Origin of the sequence: Nocardia jinanensis (assembly GCF_014645735.1) — a bacterium.
In the GTDB taxonomy this organism is placed as follows: Bacteria; Actinomycetota; Actinomycetes; order Mycobacteriales; family Mycobacteriaceae; genus Nocardia; species Nocardia jinanensis.
Genome location: NZ_BMMH01000025.1, coordinates 25,424 through 44,848, shown reverse-complemented (window position 1 = coordinate 44,848; position 19,425 = coordinate 25,424). Strand labels below are relative to the sequence as shown.

Below are 19,425 nucleotides of genomic sequence, written 5' to 3'. Positions count from 1 at the left end.
ATCGTGTCCCATGCCTTCGAACAGTAGAACGACCGAAACCGGCCGAGCGACTACCGCCCCCAGCAGGAAATCCTCCGAGAAATCGACCGTGTCCCAGGAGAAACCGGCCGAACAGCCCGCCACCGAGAACGCACCTGAGGCCACCCTGGATCTGCCCTACCTCAACGCCCGGGTCGCGATTCCCGGGCAGGGGATCAGGATGAAGGCTGGCCCGATCGAGCTGTCCGTGCCCACCCGCTATCTCTACTACGGCGGGCTCGGCGCGCTCACCGTCGCCGGTGCGGTCGAATGGCCCATCGCCGGTGCGCTGGCGGCCACGGGATTGATCATCGGTCGCCTGCGCAAACCCGCCACCTCCGCCGAGCCTGCGGGTGCGGGCACGGCCGGGACGTAGCGACGGCGGCACGGACCTGATGCCCGGCCACTGAGCAATATGGTCGAAGTGGCCGGGACCAACTACAGCGATGTCCCCGTGACCGTGCCGGGCGACAAATGTCCTGCCGCAGGGCTTCGTCCATCGCGGTTGCGGTGGCGACGACGCTGTGCGCCCGGTCGAACCGTGACGGCGTGACCGTGCAGTGCAGAGCCTGGAGTGACGACATGGCCGTCGCCGAGCGTGAGAACTCCCTGTTGCGTCCGGTAAGCGGAACTCACTGCGTCTCAGATCGAGGGGCCGACGCGTCATATCCGCAGGATCGGCGTTTCTGGGCCGAGCTGTGCTCGCCGGCATTACCCTGAGGCGATGCGTCCACGGCTCCGTCGGTACTGGGTAGCTTCCCTCACGGTTCTCGTTTCGACCGTAGTGTTCTGTTCGCACTCCACCGCCGCACCGCAACCCGCCGCCGGGCTACCACGATTGGACGGCGGGTTCCTCTGGGGTGTGGCATCCTCCGGGTTCCAGGCCGAAGGCCATGCGCCCGACAGCAACTGGACTCGGTATATCGCGGCGAACCCCGCCTATGACCGCCTCGGGAACTCGGTGGATTTCTACAACCGCTACGAATCCGATATCCGCCTCGCCGCGGACCTGGGCGTGCGGGTGTTCCGGATCGGGGTCGAATGGGCACGCCTGCAGCCGGCGCCGGGGGCCTGGGACGAGCAGGCTTTCCGCTTCTACGACTCGGTGATCGCGAGCATTGCCCGGGCCGGTATGCGACCTATGATCACCCTCGACCACTGGGTGTATCCGGGCTGGATCGCCGACCGGGGCGGCTGGCGCAGTCCGACCATCGTCGAGGACTGGCTGGCGAATATGCGTGCCGTCGTGGACCGTTACGCCGCCCGAGACCCGCTGTGGGTCACCGTGAACGAACCCGTCGCCTACATCGCCCACGAGACCGGTCGCGGCAGCGCCGACGCCGCCCAGATGCTGGACCGGATCGCGCAGGCGCACAACAGTATCTACGACCATATCCACCACGTCCGGCCGAACGCTCAGGTGACCAGCAATGTCGGCTACGTCGCCGGCGCGGAGGACCGGATCAACGGCGCTCTCGTCGACCGTATCGCCGCCCGCCTCGACTACGTCGGAATCGACTACTACTGGGCCTACGACCCGGCGCGGACGATCATCGAATATCTCGGCGGCGCCGTCGGATCGGCGGTCCCGCCCGGACCACCCATCTGGGGGCTTCCGATCCGCCCGGAAGGAATCTACTTCGCCCTCCGGCACTATGCCGACCGTTTCCCGGGTAAACCTCTCTACATCGTCGAAAACGGTATGGCCACCGACAACGGATATCCACGCGCCGACGGCTTCACCCGCAGTGCCCATCTCCAGGACACCGTCTACTGGATCCAGCGCGCCGAGGCCGACGGTATCAACGTGATGGGCTACAACTACTGGAGTCTCACCGACAACTACGAATGGGGCAGCTTCCGTCCCCGGTTCGGCCTCTACACCGTCGACACGACCACCGACCCGAGCCTCACTCGCCGCCCGACCGACGCTGTCGCCACGTACACCCGGACCATCGCGGAAGGCGGCGTCCCCGGCGACTATCGGCCCACCCGCGGCCTGGCACCCTGCTTTCTCATCGACCCCCCGGCCAGCTGCCTGCGCCCCGTTGCCGCCGCACCCTGATGGCATACAGTCCGCACGCCCTCTCAGTGGAGACGTGCGCACCGAGTGCGAAAATACCGATCCGGCCCTGATTCGAACCTGCGCGAGCAGTACCGGGATCACCGCCCGCCCGACGCCCAGGAGTACGGCCGGTTGGTGCTCAGTTGGGCGCCGATCTCCACCGGGAGGTGATTTCGTGTCGTGAAGTGGTCGGCGCGTCGGTGGTGCGAGGGTGCTGCGGTGCAGGTGTCCGGCGTCCCGCTCGTCGCGGCTGTGGCGGCGCGTGCCGCCCGGGCTGTGGGAGGGGTGATCAGTCCGTGCTGTTCGTAGAGCCGCAGGGTTTGCACACCGATTCCGGCCGGCTCGGCGGCCGGCGCGATCGGGTAGACCGGATATCCTGACCAGGGCATGTGGTGGTCGTGCTGCGCTGAACCCTTCGCCGTCCACAAGTCCTCTCACAAGATCATCGAAAGGGGAGGCCGCCCGCAGGTGAGCCGCCCGGCAGGGGCGCCTGCACTGGTATCCGGCTCCTCTGCGACCCGGCTCGTGGCCGTGGTTGCGAAGTGGGGCCATTTCTGCAGAAGGTCGACATCGGTCGTATCGAAGCCCTCAGCGGACTGCCCTCCGCTCGCCAGATACCAGCGGCGCGTCGGATCGGTCGTATCGTCGAGTTCTGAAATACTTTTCTGCGGGACAAGTCCGCAGTGGCGTGTGTAGTGGTCCGGCCCGGCCGGCGCTGAGTATCGCTAGGGCTCTCGTCGGGTGGCTCTACTCTGCCTCGTGCGGAGGCAAGATGACGCACGGCAGCGTGTGAAGGCCGACCAGGGCCGTATGGCCGGTTTTGCGGATCGTGTTCGATACACATCGCAACCACCGCGCGGGCTGTCGAGTATGTGTCCGTCAGGTCGCCCCGTCGCGGGCGGCGGTCGTGGGTAGCGGTGCGACCGATCGGCGTGCATGAACCACCGGGTGGCATGGCGGATCACCAGCGAAGGAATCTCGGCATGGCTCGATATCTCGTGGCGGCGAGTCCGATACCCGGGCATGTGCGGCCCATGATGGCCCTGGCGGTGGAACTCCGGCACCGCGGTCATCAGGTGCGGTTTCTGACCGGTGCCGCATTCCACGAAATGGTGGCGGCACAGGGTGTGCCCTGCTCGGCCCACCCGCTGGCCGCGGCGGGGACGCCGACCGAGCCCTTGCGCGGCCGGCCGCCGGGTCTGCTCGGCCGGTGGCGAACCGGGCGATCGGAGCTGCGCTCGGTGTTTCTCGATCCGATGGTCGCGCAGTTCCGCGCGGTGACCGCCGAGCTGGATGGCACGAGTGTCGACGCCCTGTTCGCCGACGTGATGTTCACCGGTGCCATTCCGTTGTTGCTGGCGGAGACGGCACGTCCCCCAGTGCTGGCCTGCGGTGTCGTACCGCTGATGCTGTCCAGTGCGGACACTCCGCCGTTCGGTATGGGCTGGCAGCCGCAGTCGGGCCGCGACTACACGGCGATGAACTGGTTCGTCCGGCACATGTTGTTCGGTGGTAATCAGCGACGACTCGATGCGATTCTGCGCGAACTCGGTCTCGGGCCCGCGCCGAAATATCTGCTCGATTGGCCCACGCTGGCGGACCGGCTGCTCCAGTTCACGGTGCCCGGCTTCGAGTATCCGCGCGGCGATCTGCCCTCGTCGGTGGTGTTCACGGGACCGGTTCCGTACGGCGGCTCCGAGGTGGCTCCACCGGCGAGCTGGTGGAGTGAGCTGTCCGGCGCGAAGACCATCGTTCACGTAACCCAGGGGACCTGGGACAACCGTGATCTCGACCAGCTGATCCGGCCTACGCTCACGGCGTTGAGCGGGCGCGCGGATATCACTGTCGTGGCGTGCACGGGTGGTTCGCGGGCGCCGCTGGGTCCGGTTCCGGCCAACGCGTACGTCACCGATTTCGTCCCCTACTCCCACCTGCTCCCGCGTGTCGATGTGATGATCACCAACGGTGGTTACGGCGGTGTGCAACAGGCCCTCCGTTGCGGGGTACCGATCATCGTCGCGGGTGACAGTGCCGACAAGCCGGAGATCGCGGCGCGGGTGGCCTATACGGGAGCGGGGATCGATCTGGGTACTGCGCGCCCACGACCCACCGCGGTGGCGGCGGCGGTCGACCGAGTGCTGAACAACGGCGAATATCGCACAGCAGCGGCCGGGTTGGCGCGGGAAATGGCGGAGGTGTCGCCATTCGAGGTGATCTCGGATGTCCTCGCCGAGCTGGCCGGGGCACGGTTTCGGGACGGCATACGGTCATCCCGAGATGGAGAACCTCGATGAATACAGCGACTTTCAGCCTCGCCCGACCTGCCGGTACCGGATCTCGCCACGGGTTTCCAGCGGTGGTACGTCCGGCTCCGAGCGCTCGACGAGCCGCCGGCGTATCTGCGGCGGGTGCGCTCGGCCGAGCTTCGCCCTGCGCGCCTGCGGCAGGGCTCGATCGGCCGACCCTTTCGTGGGCCCGGCGGGATATGCCGGCGGGCAGCCCGTTCGCGCCGGCGCGCACCTTTGCCCAGCCCGGACCGATCCCGCCCGCCAACTTGATTCGCTGTATCGATAATGCGGTGCTCGCGGGGGACTCGACGGTGTCGGGTGTCGGTATCCGGCCGGTGCTGATCTCCGGACGGCTCGCTGCGGACCGCATCACCGGGTGCCCGAAGGTGGCGAGGCGCCCCTTCGTGCCCGGCTCGACGGTAGATCGGACGTCGAGATGACCCGCGGGGAGCTCGACGCGGCGGGTATCACCGATCCACGACTGCGGCAGTCGTACCAGTGTTGCCGCGCGCTCAATGCCGCCCATGGCAAGACGTTCTTCCTCGCGACCCGGCTGCTCGCACCCGATCAGCGGCCGGCCGTACATGCTCTCTACGGCTTCGCCCGGCGCGCCGACGATATTCTCGACGAGTTCCACCCGGTGCTGACTCCGGACGAGCGAGCCGCGCGGTTGCAGGTGCTCGCCACGCAGTTCGGCGCCGGCGATACCGCCGGAGAGCCGGTGCTGGCCGCTGTGCTGCACACCGCCGAGACCTATCGGATTCCTCGGCATCTGTTCGACGCGTTTCTGACGTCGATGCGTATGGACCTGTCGGTCACCGACTACCCGGATCGAGACGCGCTGGACCGCTATGTCTACGGATCGGCGGAGGTGATCGGCATGCAATTGCTACCGGTTCTGGGCACAACCGGCCCGGTGGCGGCGGCCACGCGCTATGCCGCGTTACTCGGAAAGGCTTTTCAGCTCACCAATTTCCTACGCGATATCGACGAAGATCTGGCGCGCGGCCGCGTCTACCTACCCGCCGACGAGCTGGCGGCCCACGGTGTGGACCGGGAGTTGCTGCTGTGGTGCCGCAGGCATCGCCGGGTCGAGCCGAGAGTGCGGCGCGCGCTGGCCGAACAGCACGAGATCACCAGGGCCGTCTACGCCTGCGCCCGCCGCGGGATCGAACTGCTGGCGCCCCGATCACGTCCCTGCGTGGAGACGGCGTCGATCTTGTACAGCGAGATCCTCGATCGGATAGAAGCCCGCGAGTTCGAGGTGTTCGGTCACCGGGCCACGGTAGGAAACGGGCGGCGGATCCGGGTCGGAGCGGCGGGTTTGCTGCGTGCGTGGCGGGCCGGCCGGACGAGTGGTCCCGCGCCTCGGGCCGGGACGGAACTGCTGTCGCCACTGTCCGAGATCGACGATCCGCGTGAGCACGGCTGAGGAGACCGCATGGATCACTGGCATTATTTGTTCGCTCTGCTCTGCTGTCTCGCGTTGACGGCGCCGCTGGAGTTCTTCGGTGCCGGTGTCTATCGGCGGCCGCGGTTGCTGCTGGGCGCGCTGTGGCCCGCCGCGGCGCTTTTCCTGATCTGGGACCTGGTGGCGATCGCCGCAGATGTGTGGGGCTTCAACGACCGATACACCCTCGGGGTGCGCTTGCCCGGTGCGATGCCGTTAGAGGAGTTGCTGTTCTTCGCCGTCGTGCCGATTTGCGGTCTGCTCACCTTCGTCGCTGTCGAGACGCTGCTCGGCGTGCGGCGCCGCCTCGACAGCGCCGAGAACGCCGCCGGGCGATGAACCTCACCGGAGTCGGATACACGCTGCCCGCACTTGCCGCGGTGGTCGTGGTGTGCCTGGCCGAGCGGACATTGCTGCGTACCGGACTGTTCCGCCGGCCGGCCTATTGGCTGACGATGCTGATCGTCCTGGGTTTCCAGATCCTGGTGGACGGCTGGCTCACCAGGCTCGACGCGCCGATCGTGGTGTACAACCCGGAACACATTCTCGGGCTCCGATTTCCGTGGGATATTCCGGTGGAGGACTTTTTGTTCGGATTCGCCCTGGTGACCGCGGTCCTGCTGGGATGGGAGCGGACTCTACAGCGACAGGTGGAGGCCCGGCGATGACCGTGGCGAGCAGCGGATACGGGCGAGATCGGCGGCGCGTGCGCTATCCGGCGACACCGGGCCATCGCGATCTGAGCCGTCACGGGTCGCCGCCGCGGGTGGTGGTGGTCGGCGCCGGGATCGCGGGCCTGGCGGCCGCGACGGGTCTGGCCGAACGAGGCTGCCACGTCGAGGTCGTCGAGCGGGAGAGGTATCTGGGCGGGCGTGTGGGTGGGTGGAGCGAACGACTCGCCGACGACACCGTGGTGGGCATGAACCGTGGCTTCCACGCCTTCTTCGCTCAGTATTACAACCTTCGAAAGTTGCTGGTGCGTAGTGATCCTCAGCTGGGTCGGTTGCACCGGCTGGAGGACTATCCGCTGGTCGACGCGTGCGGCCGCCGCGACACCTTCCGTGGGCTGCCGCGCACTCCGCCGTGGAACGCACTGGCCTTCGCGTTGCGCAGTCCCACCTTCCGGCTACGCGATCTGGTCCGGATGGACGCGCGTGCCGCGGCGCCGCTGGCCGCGGTGTCGGTGCCGGAGATCTACGCCCGGCTCGATCACCTCGACGCGGAAACGTTCCTGCGCGATATCAATTTTCCCGAGGCGGCCCGGCACTTGGCGTTCGAGGTGTTCTCTCGTAGCTTTTTCATCGAGCCTGGGCGCATGTCCGCCGCCGAGCTGGCGACGATGTTCCACATCTACTTTCTCGGATCCAGTGAGGGCCTGGTCTTCGATGTCGCGCGGGACAATTTCGACATCAGCCTGTGGACGCCGCTGGCCGAGTATCTCACCGCGCCGAGTACGCCCCGGCTGCCCGGCTCGGTCCTCTTCCATCTGGGTGTATCCGTCGACCGCATCGACACCGAAGGCGACGGATTCCGGCTGGCCGACGACACCGGGGCGACCACGCGAGCCGATGCGGTGGTGCTTGCCGCCGATATCGCCGGGCTGCGCCGCATTGTCGCGGCGTCCCCGACGCTCGGCGACGCCGAATGGCGCGCGCGGGTAGCCGCATTGGCCAGCGCGCCGGCATTCGCTGTGCACCGGCTCTGGCTGGATCGCCCGGTGCGCGCCGAACGAGCGTGTTTCCTCGGCGCCGGCGGTTCGGCTCCGCTCGACAACATCAGCGTGCTGGATCGTTACGAACAGCAGGCCGCGAACTGGGCTGGAGCCACCGGCGGCAGTGTCGTCGAACTGCACGCCTACGCGGTGGCCGATACGACACCGCCGCCCTTGGCGCGAGCAGAGCTGCGCAACAGGCTGCTGGCGCGGCTGCATTCGATGTACCCGGAGACCGCGGCGGCGAAGATCGTGGGAGAGACCATGCTGTGGCGCCAGGACTGCCCGCGCTTCTCGCCCGGCGACTTCGCCGCGCGCCCGGGTATCGGCACCCCGCATCCACGGCTGGTCCTCGCCGGTGACGGTATCCGCGTCGATCTGCCGGTGGCCTTGATGGAACGCGCCGCGACCACCGGCTGGATCGCGGCCAACACCCTGCTGCGCCAGTGGGATGCGGCCGGACACACCCTGCACACGGTCCCCGCCCGGGGGCGCTCGGCGTTCCTGCGCACTGTCGCGACTCGCGAAAGGCTACCCCGATGAGCACTCGCACCGCACTTGTCAGGTGGCCGAAGAACTCGCCTCTACAACGCTTCTCTCCGGGGAAGTGGTCGCGGCAGCAACCGACCTGTCAGGACGCGGACCCCGGCTTGATCGAGGCCGCACTGCGCTGGTCGCAACAGCGCCCCTCGGGTAACTGGTACGCCATCGCCGCGAGTAGAGCGATCGGCCGCGGCCATCCCTTCGGTACCAGGGTCGGCGGACGGGAGGTCGTCGCCTGGCGTGACGACACAGGCAACCTGCACGCAGGCCCCGGCGCCTGCCCACATCTGGGTGCGCCTCTGGCGGCGGCGCAGGTCGAGAACGACGCGCTGATCTGCCGCTGGCACGGTCTTCGGATCGGGCCCGGTGGCAGCGGCTCGCGATGGTGCCCCTACCCGAGCTTCGACGACGGTGTGCTGGCGTGGGTGCGGTTGGACTCGCTGGGGGCGGAGCCGCCGACCGACGCGCCGATCATCGGTCCGCGTCCCACCGACCCCGCGGTGCATGCGGTGACCCGGTTGGTCGGGGTATGCGAGCCGGGCGACATCATCGCCAATCGACTCGACCCCTGGCACGGCTCCTGGTTCCACCCCTATTCGTTCGCCCGCCTGGAGGTGACGCGGACGCCCCCGCGCGAAGGGATCACCGAGGAAAACCACCGGTTTCTCCTCGATGTGACATTCCGGGTGACCCGGCGGCTCGGCGTACCGGTGCAGGCCGAATTCAGCTGCCCGGACCCGCGCACCATCATGATGCGCATCGTCGATGGGGAAGGGGCAGGAAGTGTTGTCGAAACACACGCCACCCCGATGGGTCCGGGCTCGGACGGCCGTGTGCGTACGGCGGTGGTGGAAGCGACCATCGCGAGTTCCGAACGACCGGGGTTCCGGCACGCGCGCCGGGTGCTGCCGCTGCTGCGTCCGGTACTCGATCGCGCGGCGACACGGTTGTGGCGCGACGACATGGCCTACGCCGAACGCCGATACCTGTTGCGTACCCATCGAACATGAGAGCGGCGGGGTCTCAGTGCCCTCGGCGCTTCGCCGCCGGCCCGATGGGTGAGGTTCGGGTATCCCGCCCAGAGGGTTGCCTAGATGGCGGATCAGCGATCGTGGGCGCTCGTATCCGGTCTGTCAGTGAGAGATAGGACAGTCGCCGCTGCGCGACCGACGCCAGGTGCGTGATGAACTGCCGGTCCGGACCGCGGCGGTACGGCGATAACCTGGACAATTTCCGCCAGTCGTGGCCTCTCGCCGGTGAGACAGACCGCAGCACGGGGGAGCGTCTCTCACAGCGTGGGTCGCGGCGGGGTGTTCCGCTCGCCTTCGGTGGCGCGCAGGAAGCCGTCGATGACGGCGGTGATCTCGGCGTGTCCGGTGTCGATATCGAAGGCTTCTTCCATCCGCAGGAATCGCGAGACGCTGGACATGAGCATCACCAGCGTCAGTGGGGTCCAGGTCGTCGAGTCGTAGTCGCGTAGGGCGCGGGTGACGGCGGTCCACCACGTGGCGAGAGGCGACGGTGACCAGCCAGGCTCGCGGGTCGTCGGGCATCCCCTCGACGGGCCACTGCCGCACGGCCGCCAGCAACGCCTCCGTGATGGCGGCTGAGCGCGAACCTTCGTGCCGCCGGGCGAGTCCGCACACGCACCGATGGCGGCTACCGGACCGAGACCTTCGACGCACACTCGGGTGACCTCGTATTCGCGCTCCGGTCCACCGGTGGCCGGAGCTCGGCGGACCTGCTCCCCGCTGCTCAGTGTGGCTCCCGCACCGCGGACAGATACCGCGGTCGTTGCCAGTGCTGTTCGAGTTCGTCGGGGAGATCGGGAAGTGTCAGGCCGTAGGTGTCGGCCAGCTCAGCTGGTGTGGCGGCGTGTACCGACCATCCATGGTCGTTCAGCCATTGTTCGGGATCGGTCCTCTCGTCGCTGTAGAACAGTTCGGTCGGGTCGAGATCGCCGAATGGATTCTTGTCGAGGTATTTCTCTTCCACACTTTCGAATCCGCTGGTTGCCGGCCCTGTCGGGGTGCTCTCCACCGCGATTCGGCTGCCGGGCGGGCTGAGTTCGTCGATATGGTCGAACAGCGCGTCCTGAGCCGCGCCGGGTAGGTACGGCAGGAGTCCCTCGGCCGACCAGGCCGTGGCCGCGTCCGGGATCCAGCCGGCCGCCGTTAAGGCGGCCGGCCAGTCGGACCGCAGATCGACCGCCACGGTGTGGCGAGCGGCGCGTGGTTTCGCCGCGTGTTCGGCCAGGACCTGGTTCTTGAATTCGAGCACTTCGGGTTGATCGATCTCGAAGACGGTGGTTCCCGCGGGCCAGTCGAGGCGGTATGCGCGCGCGTCCAGCCCTGCGGCCAGTATCACAACCTGCGCAATACCGTCCGCACCGGCCGATCGGAAGAAATCGTCGAAGAACCGGGTCCGCAACCCGATGAACCCTGGAACGAGCGGAGAACCGGCGAGCGTCGGCGGATCCGCCAGTATGTCCAAAAAGCGCGGTTCACCAGCGGACCGGACGAACAGTTCCGCGTAATCGTCGCGGATGAACGGGTCGGGCCGGGCAGATTCCAGCGCCCTGAAGGTTGCGACCCCCAGTGCGGTGAGTCCGACGCTGGTGACGATATCCCATTCGTCTCCATCGGTTCGCACGACAGAACACCTCCCGATCGAATCGGTAGCTATGGACAAGACAATCACGCGCCCGAACTCGGGTACAGAAATATCGACGTCGACGGGGACCTGATGGTCGGCAGGTCAAGCGATGTGCCATGGCATCCGGCCCACTGCATTCACTATCCTCTCCCCGGCGTAGTGCCACGGCTATCCGGGCCAGACCACGAGGGCGTGTCTGCTGGTGCGTGCCAGCTCAAAACCGTCTCCCGGATCACCGATATCGATGATGTGATGGGTTTCCGCCCCAGGTCGTTGCTCAGTCACCGACTGACGGTGATCTCCGCGACCGGGCAGCCCCGCGAAGACCGCGAGTTCCCGACGACCGAGGATTGTTATCGCGCCGCGATCGAGTTCCTCAGCCACCAAGGTGCCCCGCGGGTGGTGGTGTGGCCGGTGGATGCGCGATCGACGAGCCAGCGGACCAGTCTGCCGGAGTGCGGATCGCGTTCGGTGCCTCGTATGCTGTGTACAGGCGCGGCAGCGGCTCCGCTCATCGGGAAGGGCGTGGGCGCGCCGGTTGTCGCCTCGAAGGGTGATCAGTGTCCCCGCGGACGTGACGATGGTGGCCGTGGTCGGTTCGACCGCGGCCGGGACCACGGCCGCGAAGGCGACTCTCGCCGCACCGCCTGTTCGCCGCACCGCCTGTTCGCCGCTCCGCCGGTGTGTGGCGTCTCAGGACGCAAAGATCGTCACGCCGAGAGCCAATGTGTCAGCATTGGGCGGATCAGTGTCGCCCTGATCCGGTTTCGGCGTGCGGCGGCGAGGCGTCCGCCGGCCTCCCGGACCTGCTGGCTATCGCGCTGGTCGGTATCTACTTCCAATCGCCGGGACAGCGGCCGGTAGTAGTAAGGCTGGGCGACTTGAAGCAGCGGCACCTCATCTGGGGTCGCGACACGCCCTCGATCATGGTCTGAGCCCAGTCGTCCAACTGCGCGACCGGCGTGGGCGGCCCACGCGGATCCAGCGGCTCACTGTGCGCCGCTGTCGCAGTTCAGCGACCTGGGGCCTGGGGCGGATATGGTGCGGTGGGGTAATACGGTGCAGGGTGTTGCGGAGCGGGATACGGCGCCGGGTAGGGCATCCCGTACGGCCCGGGCTGGGTGGGACGACCGGCTGTAACAGCCCGAGCGATTCCGCTGACCGCACTGGCGAGCAGAGCGACGAACAGGAAAAGGACCGTCGCCAGGTACGCGATCCGGAAGCTGGTCGCCTCCGACAGTGCTCGAGTGACAAACGGTGCGGCCACGGCAGCCAGGACACCGAGCGCTGCCACTGCCGTGGCCGCCACAGCCCGCGGAGCCTTGACCCGTCGTACCACCGCCACGGCGACTCCCACCGCGACGCCGGCGCCGAGTCCGCTGATCGCGCGGCCCACCAGCAACATTGCGCTGCCACTGGCAAATGAGGTGAGGAGTACACCGATGATCATGACAATGAGCGCGGGGATCAGCAGCGCCGTCGGAAAACGCCCGCCGAGCAGGAAGCCCAGCGCGAAGGTGAGCGCGGCGGCGAGCAGATACGGGATGACGCCCATCAGCAGGAATTCCCGAGGCAGCAAACCGGTGTCCATCATCATATGGGACAGCCGTCCGGCTTCGTACACCGAGGTAATCGTGAAAAAACTTGTGATCGAGGCGATTCCGGGCCCGATCAGTGCCCACCGGGGAAGTTCTGCTCCAGATACTGTGTGGTTCCCCGGAGGCGGGATAGCGGCCATGCGCTCACGATAGCCGCTGTTGCTCGCATGGCGCCGGGTAAATGGTATCCCTCCTCGGGGCCATTCAGGTGCGGCCGGGCTGCGCCGGCTGCGGCCGTTGCTGAGGATGCCGCTCGCCGTACGCATCGCCGGCCGAACCACGGCACCGCCGGGCCGGGTTGTGCCACGTCCGGTCAGACGTCATCGATCCGGAAGAGCACACACCGGCCGGCCAGCGCGGCGAACTCGTCCGGATCGTCACTGGTCACCACCCCGGATTTGATCATGACCGGCACACCCGTGGGCACCAGCCGCGGAAACTCCCGCAGCACCGGTTCGCTTTCGCTCGCCGGGATCTCGACCAGCCGCACGGTGCGTCGCCGCCGTCCGAGCTTCAACTCCGCGGTGTCCGCGGCTTGTACGTTCTTCACCCAGTCCGCGCCGGGAATGCCGCCGAGAACATACTCCACGCCGTCGTATTCGAACGGCGTCACCGGAGTCGTCCGAGGTTTCCCCGATTTGCGGCCCGGCACGGTGAGCAGCGCCATCGGCAGCGGCACGCCTACCCGGCTGATCGCGACCATCGCCCGGTTGATCGGTGTGAGCCAGCGGGGGATTCGGACGCCGCTCTCGTTTGCCACGTGTACTCCTGGGAAATTCGGTGTCGACAGCCCTTGCGGATATGAGCGGCCCGGGGTCGAGATCATACTGCGGCGCGATCACACACAGATCGATGGATCGGTCGGCTCGGGGGCGTGGATGCCAGGTTCACCCTACCGAGGGATCCCGTTCCGGGGCATGGGTGCTCGGGTCGGCTGGGAATCCGGGGATGTGGCGGCGTGAGTGTCGTCGAGCGGCCGGCGTGCGTCGGTGGCCCAGCGTATGGCGGTGGTCGTGCCGATGCCGAAGACGGCGGTCAGGTGCCGCGGGTCGCCGTCGATGCGAGCGCTCGAAGTGATCAATGCCGGGCGGTCGGTACGGATCGGGGGTCTTCCTCGAGTAATCTCGCCTCGGGTGTTCCGGTGGCGTCGGCAGAGCTGCTCCCGGGCGCCACATCCGCCTGCACATCTGGAGTGACACAATTGTTTTTGCCGCCGCCCGCCGCTCAGTCCACCGTTGTCCCGCTCATCCACGGATCACCACAGAGCACCGACGGGCCCCGGGTTCCGTTCTACTCCGAGGAGATAGCCCAAGCACCGCACCGCGCCTATCGCGAAATGCGCCGCCGATACGGTGCGTTGGTGCCGGTCGAGTTGGCTCCCGGCGTCCCGGCGACACTCGTCGTCGGCTACCACACCGCTGTGCGCATCCTCAACGACCCTGAGCACTTCCCGGCGGATTCCCGTATCTGGCAGCAAGGAATCCCGCGCAATTGCCCCGTCCTGCCCCTACTGGAATGGCGTCCGTCGGCTGTCCGGAACTCCGGCCCCGTGCACGCCCGTTACCGGCAGGCAACCGTCGCCGGGGTGAGTGGGGTCGATTCGTTCTCGATACACAGCCGAGTGGAAAGGATCGCCGTTCCGCTCATCAACGCTTTCTGCACCACCGGTTCGGCGGAACTCATCGGGCAGTACGCATTTCCGCTGACCTTCGCGCTCCTCAACGACATCCTGGGCTGTCCGTCCGAGATCGGTCGGCGCGCGGCGGCAGGAATGGCCGCAATGGTGGAGGGAACGGGAGCGGACGCCGGCGACGGCGGTGCCATGCTGGAGCAGGCCATGGCCGATCTGGTGGGCCTGAAAAGGGCCGAACCCGGTCAGGACATCGTCACCCGGATGGTGCACGACCCGGCGAACCTCGACGACGAGGAGATGATGCACAACGTACTCAGCTTCTACGGAGCAGGGATCGAACCGCTGCAGAATCTGATCATCAATACGCTCCGGCTGATACTCACCGACGAGCGTTTCGCGGGCGGCGTAATCGGCGGGAGCCTGTCGACGCGGGACGCCGTGGACGAGGTGCTGTTCACCGACCCGCCGGTGGCGAACTACGCGGTATCCTTCCCCCGCCAGCCGGTTCTGATCGACGGCGTCTGGCTACCCGCCCATCAGCCGGTGATGATCAGCCTCGCCGCGTGCAACAACGATCCGGCCATCGATACCGGCGAGTACACCGACAACCGTGCCCACCTCGCATGGAGCATCGGAGCGCATATGTGCCCGGCGAAAGAGGTGGCCTATCTGGTGGCGCAGGAGGCAATCGACCAGCTGCTCGACGCACTGCCCGAACTGCGCCTCGCCGTACCGGCCGGGGAACTCACCTGGCGCCCCGGACCTTTCCAACGTGCGCTGACCGCACTACCGGTGGAGTTTCCCGAATCCGCGCCGCTGACAATCTAGCCCGAAGAGCCCTACAACATGCCGAAACCGACGGTCAGGATGCCGGGCGGCCGTCCGTGATATCAATGGCCGCTGATTTCATCGCGGCGGTCAATTGCGTGGCGGCGTCCAGCAATTCCACCCCGAGGAGTGTGCCGTCCGAAGCGAAATCCAGTGCTGCCACCAGCTCGCCGTCCTTGTTCTCGACCGGCAGCGTGGATGCGGCTCGGCGTGGCCCGGGCTCGCCGGATGCTATCGCGAGATAGGCGGCGTCGGCCCGCCGGTCCCAGGTCAACTCTCCGATGAACGAGTGCTGCGGTGTTCCGGTCACTGGTCGATCCCCCCTGGTCGGCTCCGATATTCGTGAACCTTTTACCGGCAGGCTACCGAGCGCTGCTGCACCGGTGCAACGAGCACGGACATGCCCTCGCTGCCGGAGGGGGTCGCCAGACCGTTCTCGGTGGCAGGAGCGCGAATACCGGGGCCGGGCTCTCGTCCGGACCGGTGACACATCTCTGCCATTCGGTACCAAAACTGTTGTCTATCAGTGTGTTCGGGGCGCCGAAGGTGCATCATTCAGCGGGGCATCTCCGCGCGCCCGTCGCGGCCGCGGTCGCCGACAGTCCTGCGGCCCTCGGTGTCGACTCGGCTTCCGTGGCGGTGACCGCGTCGACGGTGAACACTCTGAGCGATAGCGGATTCCAAGCTGTGCGGGGCGGGCCGAACTATCGCCGGATACACCCAGCACGCGCTGGACCGGATGGCGGAGCGGCGGATCAGCACGGACAGGTCGAACATGTGATCGCCGGCAACAACAACGGTGTATGGCCGCCCGGTGATCCATACGCCGAGGCCGGCTGGGTCGCCTATCGCGCCGCGCGCACCGCGCCCGGCCCCGGAAACCGATGATCCGGAGCGGTGCAGCGGCGATAGTTGGGGTCCAGCACGACGCACAGCGCCGACAGGGCCTCGCGTTCAGCGTGGTGGACCACGTTCACTCCGGCGCGTTCGGAATCGACGAGTCCGGTTTTGCGGGTCCGGCCGACCCGCCGGGACCTCGTTTGGGTGTCGTCATCGTCCTCGATTGGCGTGTCGGGACACACCGCCACGTCATCCCGTTACCGTGCGGGGGTCGACCACAAAGGACTGCCTGACGGCCGGCGGGTAGGAGTTCCCTCGGCAGGCGGTACTGGCGTAGCCCGATTGAGAGGATCTGGACCTTGAGCGATCTTTCTCGCCGTGACCTGCTCAGGACGTCGGCGGCCGCCGGCGTCGGAGCAGTCGTTGTCTCGGGCCTTACGGCCGCGGACACGCCGGATATCGCGGACGCGAGCGCCCCGCGAATTGTGGCCGTGGGCCACCCGAGTAACAGCCCGGGATGCCCGCCCGCGCCGCTGACCGGCCATATCGTCCGCCCCGGTGACGCGTCGTACACGGAAGCGCGACTCGGCTGGGACCAGCTCTTTTCTCACTATCCGCTGGTCATCGTCTTCGCACAGGAAACCCAGGACGTGGTGAACGCCCTGACGTGGGCGCGGCAGCACAACATCGCGCTGCGGGTGCGGAGCGGCCGCCACGCCCTCGAAGGCTGGTCGAACATCGACAACGGCATCGTCATCGACGTCAGCCGGCTGAAGTCGGTACAGATCGACCCTGGCGCTCGTATCGCGACGGTCGGTGCCGGGCTGAACCAACTGGAAGCGGTGACGACGCTCGCGAAGCAGAACTTTGCGGTCACCACCGGGAGCGAGGGCAGCGTGAGCTTGTGTGGTGCGACGCTCGGTGGTGGCCTCGGGCCCCTCAACCGCTGGCTCGGCATGGCCTGCGACAGCCTGATGGCGGCCGAGATCGTCGTTGCGTCGGGTCACGACTGCGCCGAGGTGATCAACGCGGACTTGCAGCACCACTCCGACCTGCTCTGGGCGCTTCGCGGGGCGGGAAACGGCAACTTCGGGATCGTCACACAACTCACCTATAAGGTGTATCCGCTCGATCATCTCGCCTATGTGCAGGCGACATGGGATGGACTCGGTGACCTGTACGAGGTCTTCGAGGCGTGGCAACATACGGTACCGTCCGCCGACAGCCGTCTGGGATCCGAGCTCGAGATCCACAAGTCCCAGATACTGCTGTCCGCGTGGCTTGCGGAGGGAGCAGCGGCACAGGCCAGAGAGATGCTGGCTCCGATCCTGTCGGTCGGCTCGCCCGATATCACGGTGCAGGTCGGTAACTGGGGCGACTTCTTCGCGGGAGCCCAGATCCCGCTCGCGCAAGAGCCCGCGAACTGGAAGTTCTTCTCGCAGTTCGTCAAAGAGCGGTTCCCGAAGGAGGCGATCGACATCATCGGCGACTTCATGCGAAACGCTCCCACAGAGGAGAGCAACTATTTCGTCGATGCCTTCGGTGGGGCGATCGAGCGGGAGCCCCCCGGCGGCACGGCGTTCGCGCATCGCGACGCGCTCTTCTACGGCGAGATCGGCGCGGCCTGGGGGACTCGTTCAACACAACCCGGCGTCAGCGACCCGCTGACCTCGCAGGCCCAGGCCTGGACCGCTGAGTTCAGCCAGGCGCTGCGCCCCTACACCGGCGGCGCCTACGTCAACGTGCCGAACGTCGGAATGCAAGAGTGGGGGACCGCCTACTGGGGGAGGGGGCGCTTCGAGCGGCTGCGCAGGATCAAGGCGAAGTACGACCCCCACAACGTTTTCCAGTACGAACAGAGCATCCCGCCCGCGTCACACTGATCGACCGTTCGCCGCTGCTCCCCGACCCCGGGTGGCCGCTGTCGGCCCGGAGGGTTCCGGCACGTCATCGCCGACCTCCGGCGGTGGCTGTCTTCCTGCGCCACGGCGGCAGCGAACGGGCGACGTTCCGCTGCGGGAACGAGCGGGCCCGCGCGGCACCTCGGGTCACCTATCCGTGCAGCAGCCCCAGGTGTGGGTTCTCAGTGGTGGGCGGCCGGGATGAGGTGTGAGACCTTGTGCTCTGCCGGTGCTGAGTCTGTTGTCGGGTCGATGGTCATGTCGAGGTGAGTGGGTTGGTCGCTCTGCCGGAGAGCTTTCCGTTGGGGGTGTGTGAGCCGGTGCTGGGCCCGTTTCCGCGAGGCGATCCGGAGGCGTTGCGAGTGGGGGGCGATGCCTGGGAGCGGGCGGCACGAAGGTGTCGTTCCGAGGCTGAGGGGCTCGAGGGCGTGGCATCGTCGGTGCCGGGGTGTCTATCCGGTGACACAGCGGTTGAGGCGCAGCGGGTTCTCGTCGGGTCGGCGGCCCAGAAGCGCTACCTGGCCGCGCATTGCGAGAGCAAGGCGGTGGAGTGCCGCGAGACGGCCAATACCATCGAGTTGGGGCAGTTCACCTGGATTGTCATGGGTTTGGCGCTGGTGGTGGAGTTGCTGGCGTCGCTGGCGATGCCCGTGGCCGGGCCGGCTGCGGCAGCCGGGGTGCGGGCGGCTGCGCGGAAAGGATGGCAACTGGCGTGGGTGCAGCTGATCGAGTCGGTGGTGGCGCTGTGTGCTCGGTTGTCGGCATCGCGTGCGGCGTTGATCGGCCAGGGAATCGTGGTGGGTGGAGTATTCGGCGGTGGCGTCACCTGGGGTGGACAGGTGTGGCAGCAGCAACGAGGGGATCGCGACAGGATCGACTGGGAAACGGTCACGGTATCCGGCGCCGGGGGCGCGGCCGGCGGTTTGGGTGCGGGAGTGCTGTACACGCGGCCGTTGGCGGGGGCGTTGGCGCGGTTGCAGGCGGCAGGGACGCGGGGAGCAAATGCGGTGGCGATGCTGTTGGCCGGTGGTGCGGCTGGGGTAGCCGGTGGGGTGACGGGCACGTTGGGGGGCGCGGTGGCCGCGAGTGCGTACAGCGGCGGCCCCGTGATGCCCGATGGGTCGGAGTTCTATCTGGGCGCGGTCAGCGGCGCCTTGGAGGGTTTGTTATCCGGGGGTGTACACACAATCGGCCATTCGGCTACCCCACCGCCCCCACCGGCCGGGCCGCTCGGCCGCCCTGCAAGGTCCCCGAAACCGAGTGACCTGGCGGAAATCTTCACCCGTGCCATGAACGCGCACGCATCGGGTCCGTCCGGTCGAGCCGACCTACCCGGTATTACCGCGACCGGCTCTGCACACCTGTCATCCAGTCCCGGCGACAGGCCGCCGGCTGTCCCGGCGAGTTCGGGAGAACCTGTCGCGGAATCGGTCGTCGGGGCAGCGGGAACCGTACCCGATCCTGATCCCGCCGCGGCAACAACCGATCACCTTCCAGCCAGCGACAGATCGGCAACAACCCCCGACCGCACGACCCCGGGCGTCACGGCAGAAGCCGGCACCACCGCCTATACCGGCATCGACTCATACCCGGGCCCCACTACGCACGGTGCTCCGGCGGGCCACTCGGATACCGTCACTCGGTACTCGACCGGCCCCGCCGCCGGCGACGCGTCCGCCACCACCGCGGTCTCGGCACCCGACGGCCCGGCTACCACCCCACCAGCCACCGTCACCGACTCGGCAACCCACACCACCGGCGACCCCGCCGCCGACTACATTCCGGCCGGGGCCGACATTGCGGTGAGTGCCGCCGACACGGGCCATTCCGCCGTTCCCGCCCCATCCGATCCACCCGTCGAAACCCCGGCCACACCGCATTCCGCTGGTGCTCAC

General features: G+C 67.5%; 16 protein-coding genes and 1 pseudogene. 11 read left to right on the top strand and 6 right to left on the bottom strand.

All coding sequences use genetic code 11. The features are described from left to right. Positions 1–10 precede the first annotated feature (10 nt). Positions 11–394, top strand: a complete 384-nt coding sequence (locus tag IEY68_RS31135; RefSeq protein ID WP_156426387.1) for a hypothetical protein — start codon at positions 11–13, stop codon at positions 392–394. 348 nt (positions 395–742) lie between these two features. Beyond that, positions 743–2,083: a family 1 glycosylhydrolase gene (locus tag IEY68_RS31130; protein WP_058856691.1), complete on the top strand. Its 1,341-nt coding sequence runs from the start codon at positions 743–745 to the stop codon at positions 2,081–2,083. A 98-nt stretch (positions 2,084–2,181) separates the two neighbouring features. On the opposite strand, the gene IEY68_RS37225 is transcribed toward IEY68_RS31130, so the two are convergent. Next, positions 2,182–2,472, bottom strand: a complete 291-nt coding sequence (locus tag IEY68_RS37225; protein WP_373293041.1) for a MerR family transcriptional regulator — start codon at positions 2,470–2,472, stop codon at positions 2,182–2,184. A gap of 594 nt (positions 2,473–3,066) precedes the next feature. Here IEY68_RS37225 and IEY68_RS31120 point away from each other — a divergent pair. The 7 genes and pseudogenes from IEY68_RS31120 to IEY68_RS31095 all read left to right on the top strand — a co-directional run bounded on the left by IEY68_RS31120 (position 3,067) and on the right by IEY68_RS31095 (position 9,085). After that, the gene (locus tag IEY68_RS31120; protein WP_058856712.1) at positions 3,067–4,377 is read left to right on the top strand and encodes a glycosyltransferase; all 1,311 of its coding nucleotides are present in this window, start codon (positions 3,067–3,069) and stop codon (positions 4,375–4,377) included. Positions 4,378–4,553: 176 nt separating this feature from the next. Further along, positions 4,554–4,811, top strand: a pseudogene (locus tag IEY68_RS36540) (hypothetical protein); the annotation flags it as partial. Then, positions 4,808–5,803 carry a phytoene/squalene synthase family protein gene (locus IEY68_RS31115; protein WP_058856689.1) on the top strand — a complete coding sequence of 332 codons (996 nt, stop codon included), beginning with the start codon at positions 4,808–4,810 and terminating at the stop codon, positions 5,801–5,803. The pseudogene IEY68_RS36540 and the gene IEY68_RS31115, both read left to right, overlap by 4 nt. A 9-nt stretch (positions 5,804–5,812) precedes the next feature. Further along, positions 5,813–6,160, top strand: coding sequence for a lycopene cyclase domain-containing protein (locus IEY68_RS31110; protein ID WP_058856688.1), 348 nt, complete (start codon positions 5,813–5,815; stop codon positions 6,158–6,160). Beyond that, positions 6,157–6,489 (top strand): lycopene cyclase domain-containing protein, encoded by a 333-nt coding sequence (locus IEY68_RS31105; RefSeq protein WP_058856687.1) that lies wholly within the window; start codon positions 6,157–6,159, stop codon positions 6,487–6,489. Before IEY68_RS31110 ends, IEY68_RS31105 begins: the two co-directional genes overlap by 4 nt. Further along, positions 6,486–8,075, top strand: a complete 1,590-nt coding sequence (locus IEY68_RS31100; protein ID WP_058856686.1) for an FAD-dependent oxidoreductase — start codon at positions 6,486–6,488, stop codon at positions 8,073–8,075. The genes IEY68_RS31105 and IEY68_RS31100 overlap by 4 nt, the downstream gene beginning before the upstream one ends. Beyond that, positions 8,072–9,085, top strand: a complete 1,014-nt coding sequence (locus tag IEY68_RS31095) for a DUF5914 domain-containing protein (protein WP_058856685.1) — start codon at positions 8,072–8,074, stop codon at positions 9,083–9,085. The genes IEY68_RS31100 and IEY68_RS31095 overlap by 4 nt, the downstream gene beginning before the upstream one ends. Positions 9,086–9,363: 278 nt before the next feature. Here the strand turns inward: IEY68_RS31095 and IEY68_RS31090 are convergent, their stop codons facing one another. The 4 genes from IEY68_RS31090 to IEY68_RS31075 all read right to left on the bottom strand — a co-directional run bounded on the left by IEY68_RS31090 (position 9,364) and on the right by IEY68_RS31075 (position 13,088). Beyond that, a complete protein-coding gene (locus IEY68_RS31090) occupies positions 9,364–9,504 on the bottom strand; it encodes a hypothetical protein (RefSeq protein WP_156426386.1) in 141 nt (46 codons plus the stop codon). A 326-nt stretch (positions 9,505–9,830) separates the two neighbouring features. Then, positions 9,831–10,727 (bottom strand): class I SAM-dependent methyltransferase, encoded by an 897-nt coding sequence (locus tag IEY68_RS31085; RefSeq protein WP_063000462.1) that lies wholly within the window; start codon positions 10,725–10,727, stop codon positions 9,831–9,833. A 1,015-nt stretch (positions 10,728–11,742) separates the two neighbouring features. Beyond that, positions 11,743–12,354, bottom strand: a complete 612-nt coding sequence (locus tag IEY68_RS31080; RefSeq protein WP_058856682.1) for an MFS transporter — start codon at positions 12,352–12,354, stop codon at positions 11,743–11,745. 287 nt (positions 12,355–12,641) lie between these two features. Next, positions 12,642–13,088, bottom strand: a complete 447-nt coding sequence (locus IEY68_RS31075) for a nitroreductase family deazaflavin-dependent oxidoreductase (RefSeq protein ID WP_058856681.1) — start codon at positions 13,086–13,088, stop codon at positions 12,642–12,644. A 441-nt stretch (positions 13,089–13,529) separates the two neighbouring features. Between IEY68_RS31075 and IEY68_RS31070 the strand changes: the two genes are divergently transcribed. After that, positions 13,530–14,789 (top strand): cytochrome P450 family protein, encoded by a 1,260-nt coding sequence (locus IEY68_RS31070; RefSeq protein WP_058856711.1) that lies wholly within the window; start codon positions 13,530–13,532, stop codon positions 14,787–14,789. A gap of 34 nt (positions 14,790–14,823) precedes the next feature. On the opposite strand, the gene IEY68_RS31065 is transcribed toward IEY68_RS31070, so the two are convergent. Further along, a complete protein-coding gene (locus tag IEY68_RS31065; RefSeq protein ID WP_063000464.1) occupies positions 14,824–15,099 on the bottom strand; it encodes a DUF2283 domain-containing protein in 276 nt (91 codons plus the stop codon). 889 nt (positions 15,100–15,988) lie between these two features. On the opposite strand from IEY68_RS31065, the gene IEY68_RS31060 reads away from it, so the two are divergent. After that, complete coding sequence (locus IEY68_RS31060; protein WP_058856677.1) at positions 15,989–17,512, top strand: FAD-binding oxidoreductase; 1,524 nt, start codon at positions 15,989–15,991, stop codon at positions 17,510–17,512. Positions 17,513–19,425 lie beyond the last annotated feature (1,913 nt).

Excerpts from the sequence above, each read along its gene's own strand:
- IEY68_RS31135 (WP_156426387.1), top strand. The coding sequence starts at position 11 with ATGCCTTCGAACAGTAGAACGACCGAAACCGGCCGAGCGACTACCGCC.
- IEY68_RS37225 (WP_373293041.1), bottom strand. The coding sequence starts at position 2,472 with ATGCCCTGGTCAGGATATCCGGTCTACCCGATCGCGCCGGCCGCCGAG.
- IEY68_RS31115 (WP_058856689.1), top strand. The coding sequence starts at position 4,808 with ATGACCCGCGGGGAGCTCGACGCGGCGGGTATCACCGATCCACGACTG.
- IEY68_RS31095 (WP_058856685.1), top strand. The coding sequence starts at position 8,072 with ATGAGCACTCGCACCGCACTTGTCAGGTGGCCGAAGAACTCGCCTCTA.
- IEY68_RS31110 (WP_058856688.1), top strand. The coding sequence starts at position 5,813 with ATGGATCACTGGCATTATTTGTTCGCTCTGCTCTGCTGTCTCGCGTTG.
- IEY68_RS31100 (WP_058856686.1), top strand. The coding sequence starts at position 6,486 with ATGACCGTGGCGAGCAGCGGATACGGGCGAGATCGGCGGCGCGTGCGC.
- IEY68_RS31105 (WP_058856687.1), top strand. The coding sequence starts at position 6,157 with ATGAACCTCACCGGAGTCGGATACACGCTGCCCGCACTTGCCGCGGTG.
- IEY68_RS31130 (WP_058856691.1), top strand. The coding sequence starts at position 743 with ATGCGTCCACGGCTCCGTCGGTACTGGGTAGCTTCCCTCACGGTTCTC.
- IEY68_RS31120 (WP_058856712.1), top strand. The coding sequence starts at position 3,067 with ATGGCTCGATATCTCGTGGCGGCGAGTCCGATACCCGGGCATGTGCGG.
- IEY68_RS31090 (WP_156426386.1), bottom strand. The coding sequence starts at position 9,504 with ATGTCCAGCGTCTCGCGATTCCTGCGGATGGAAGAAGCCTTCGATATC.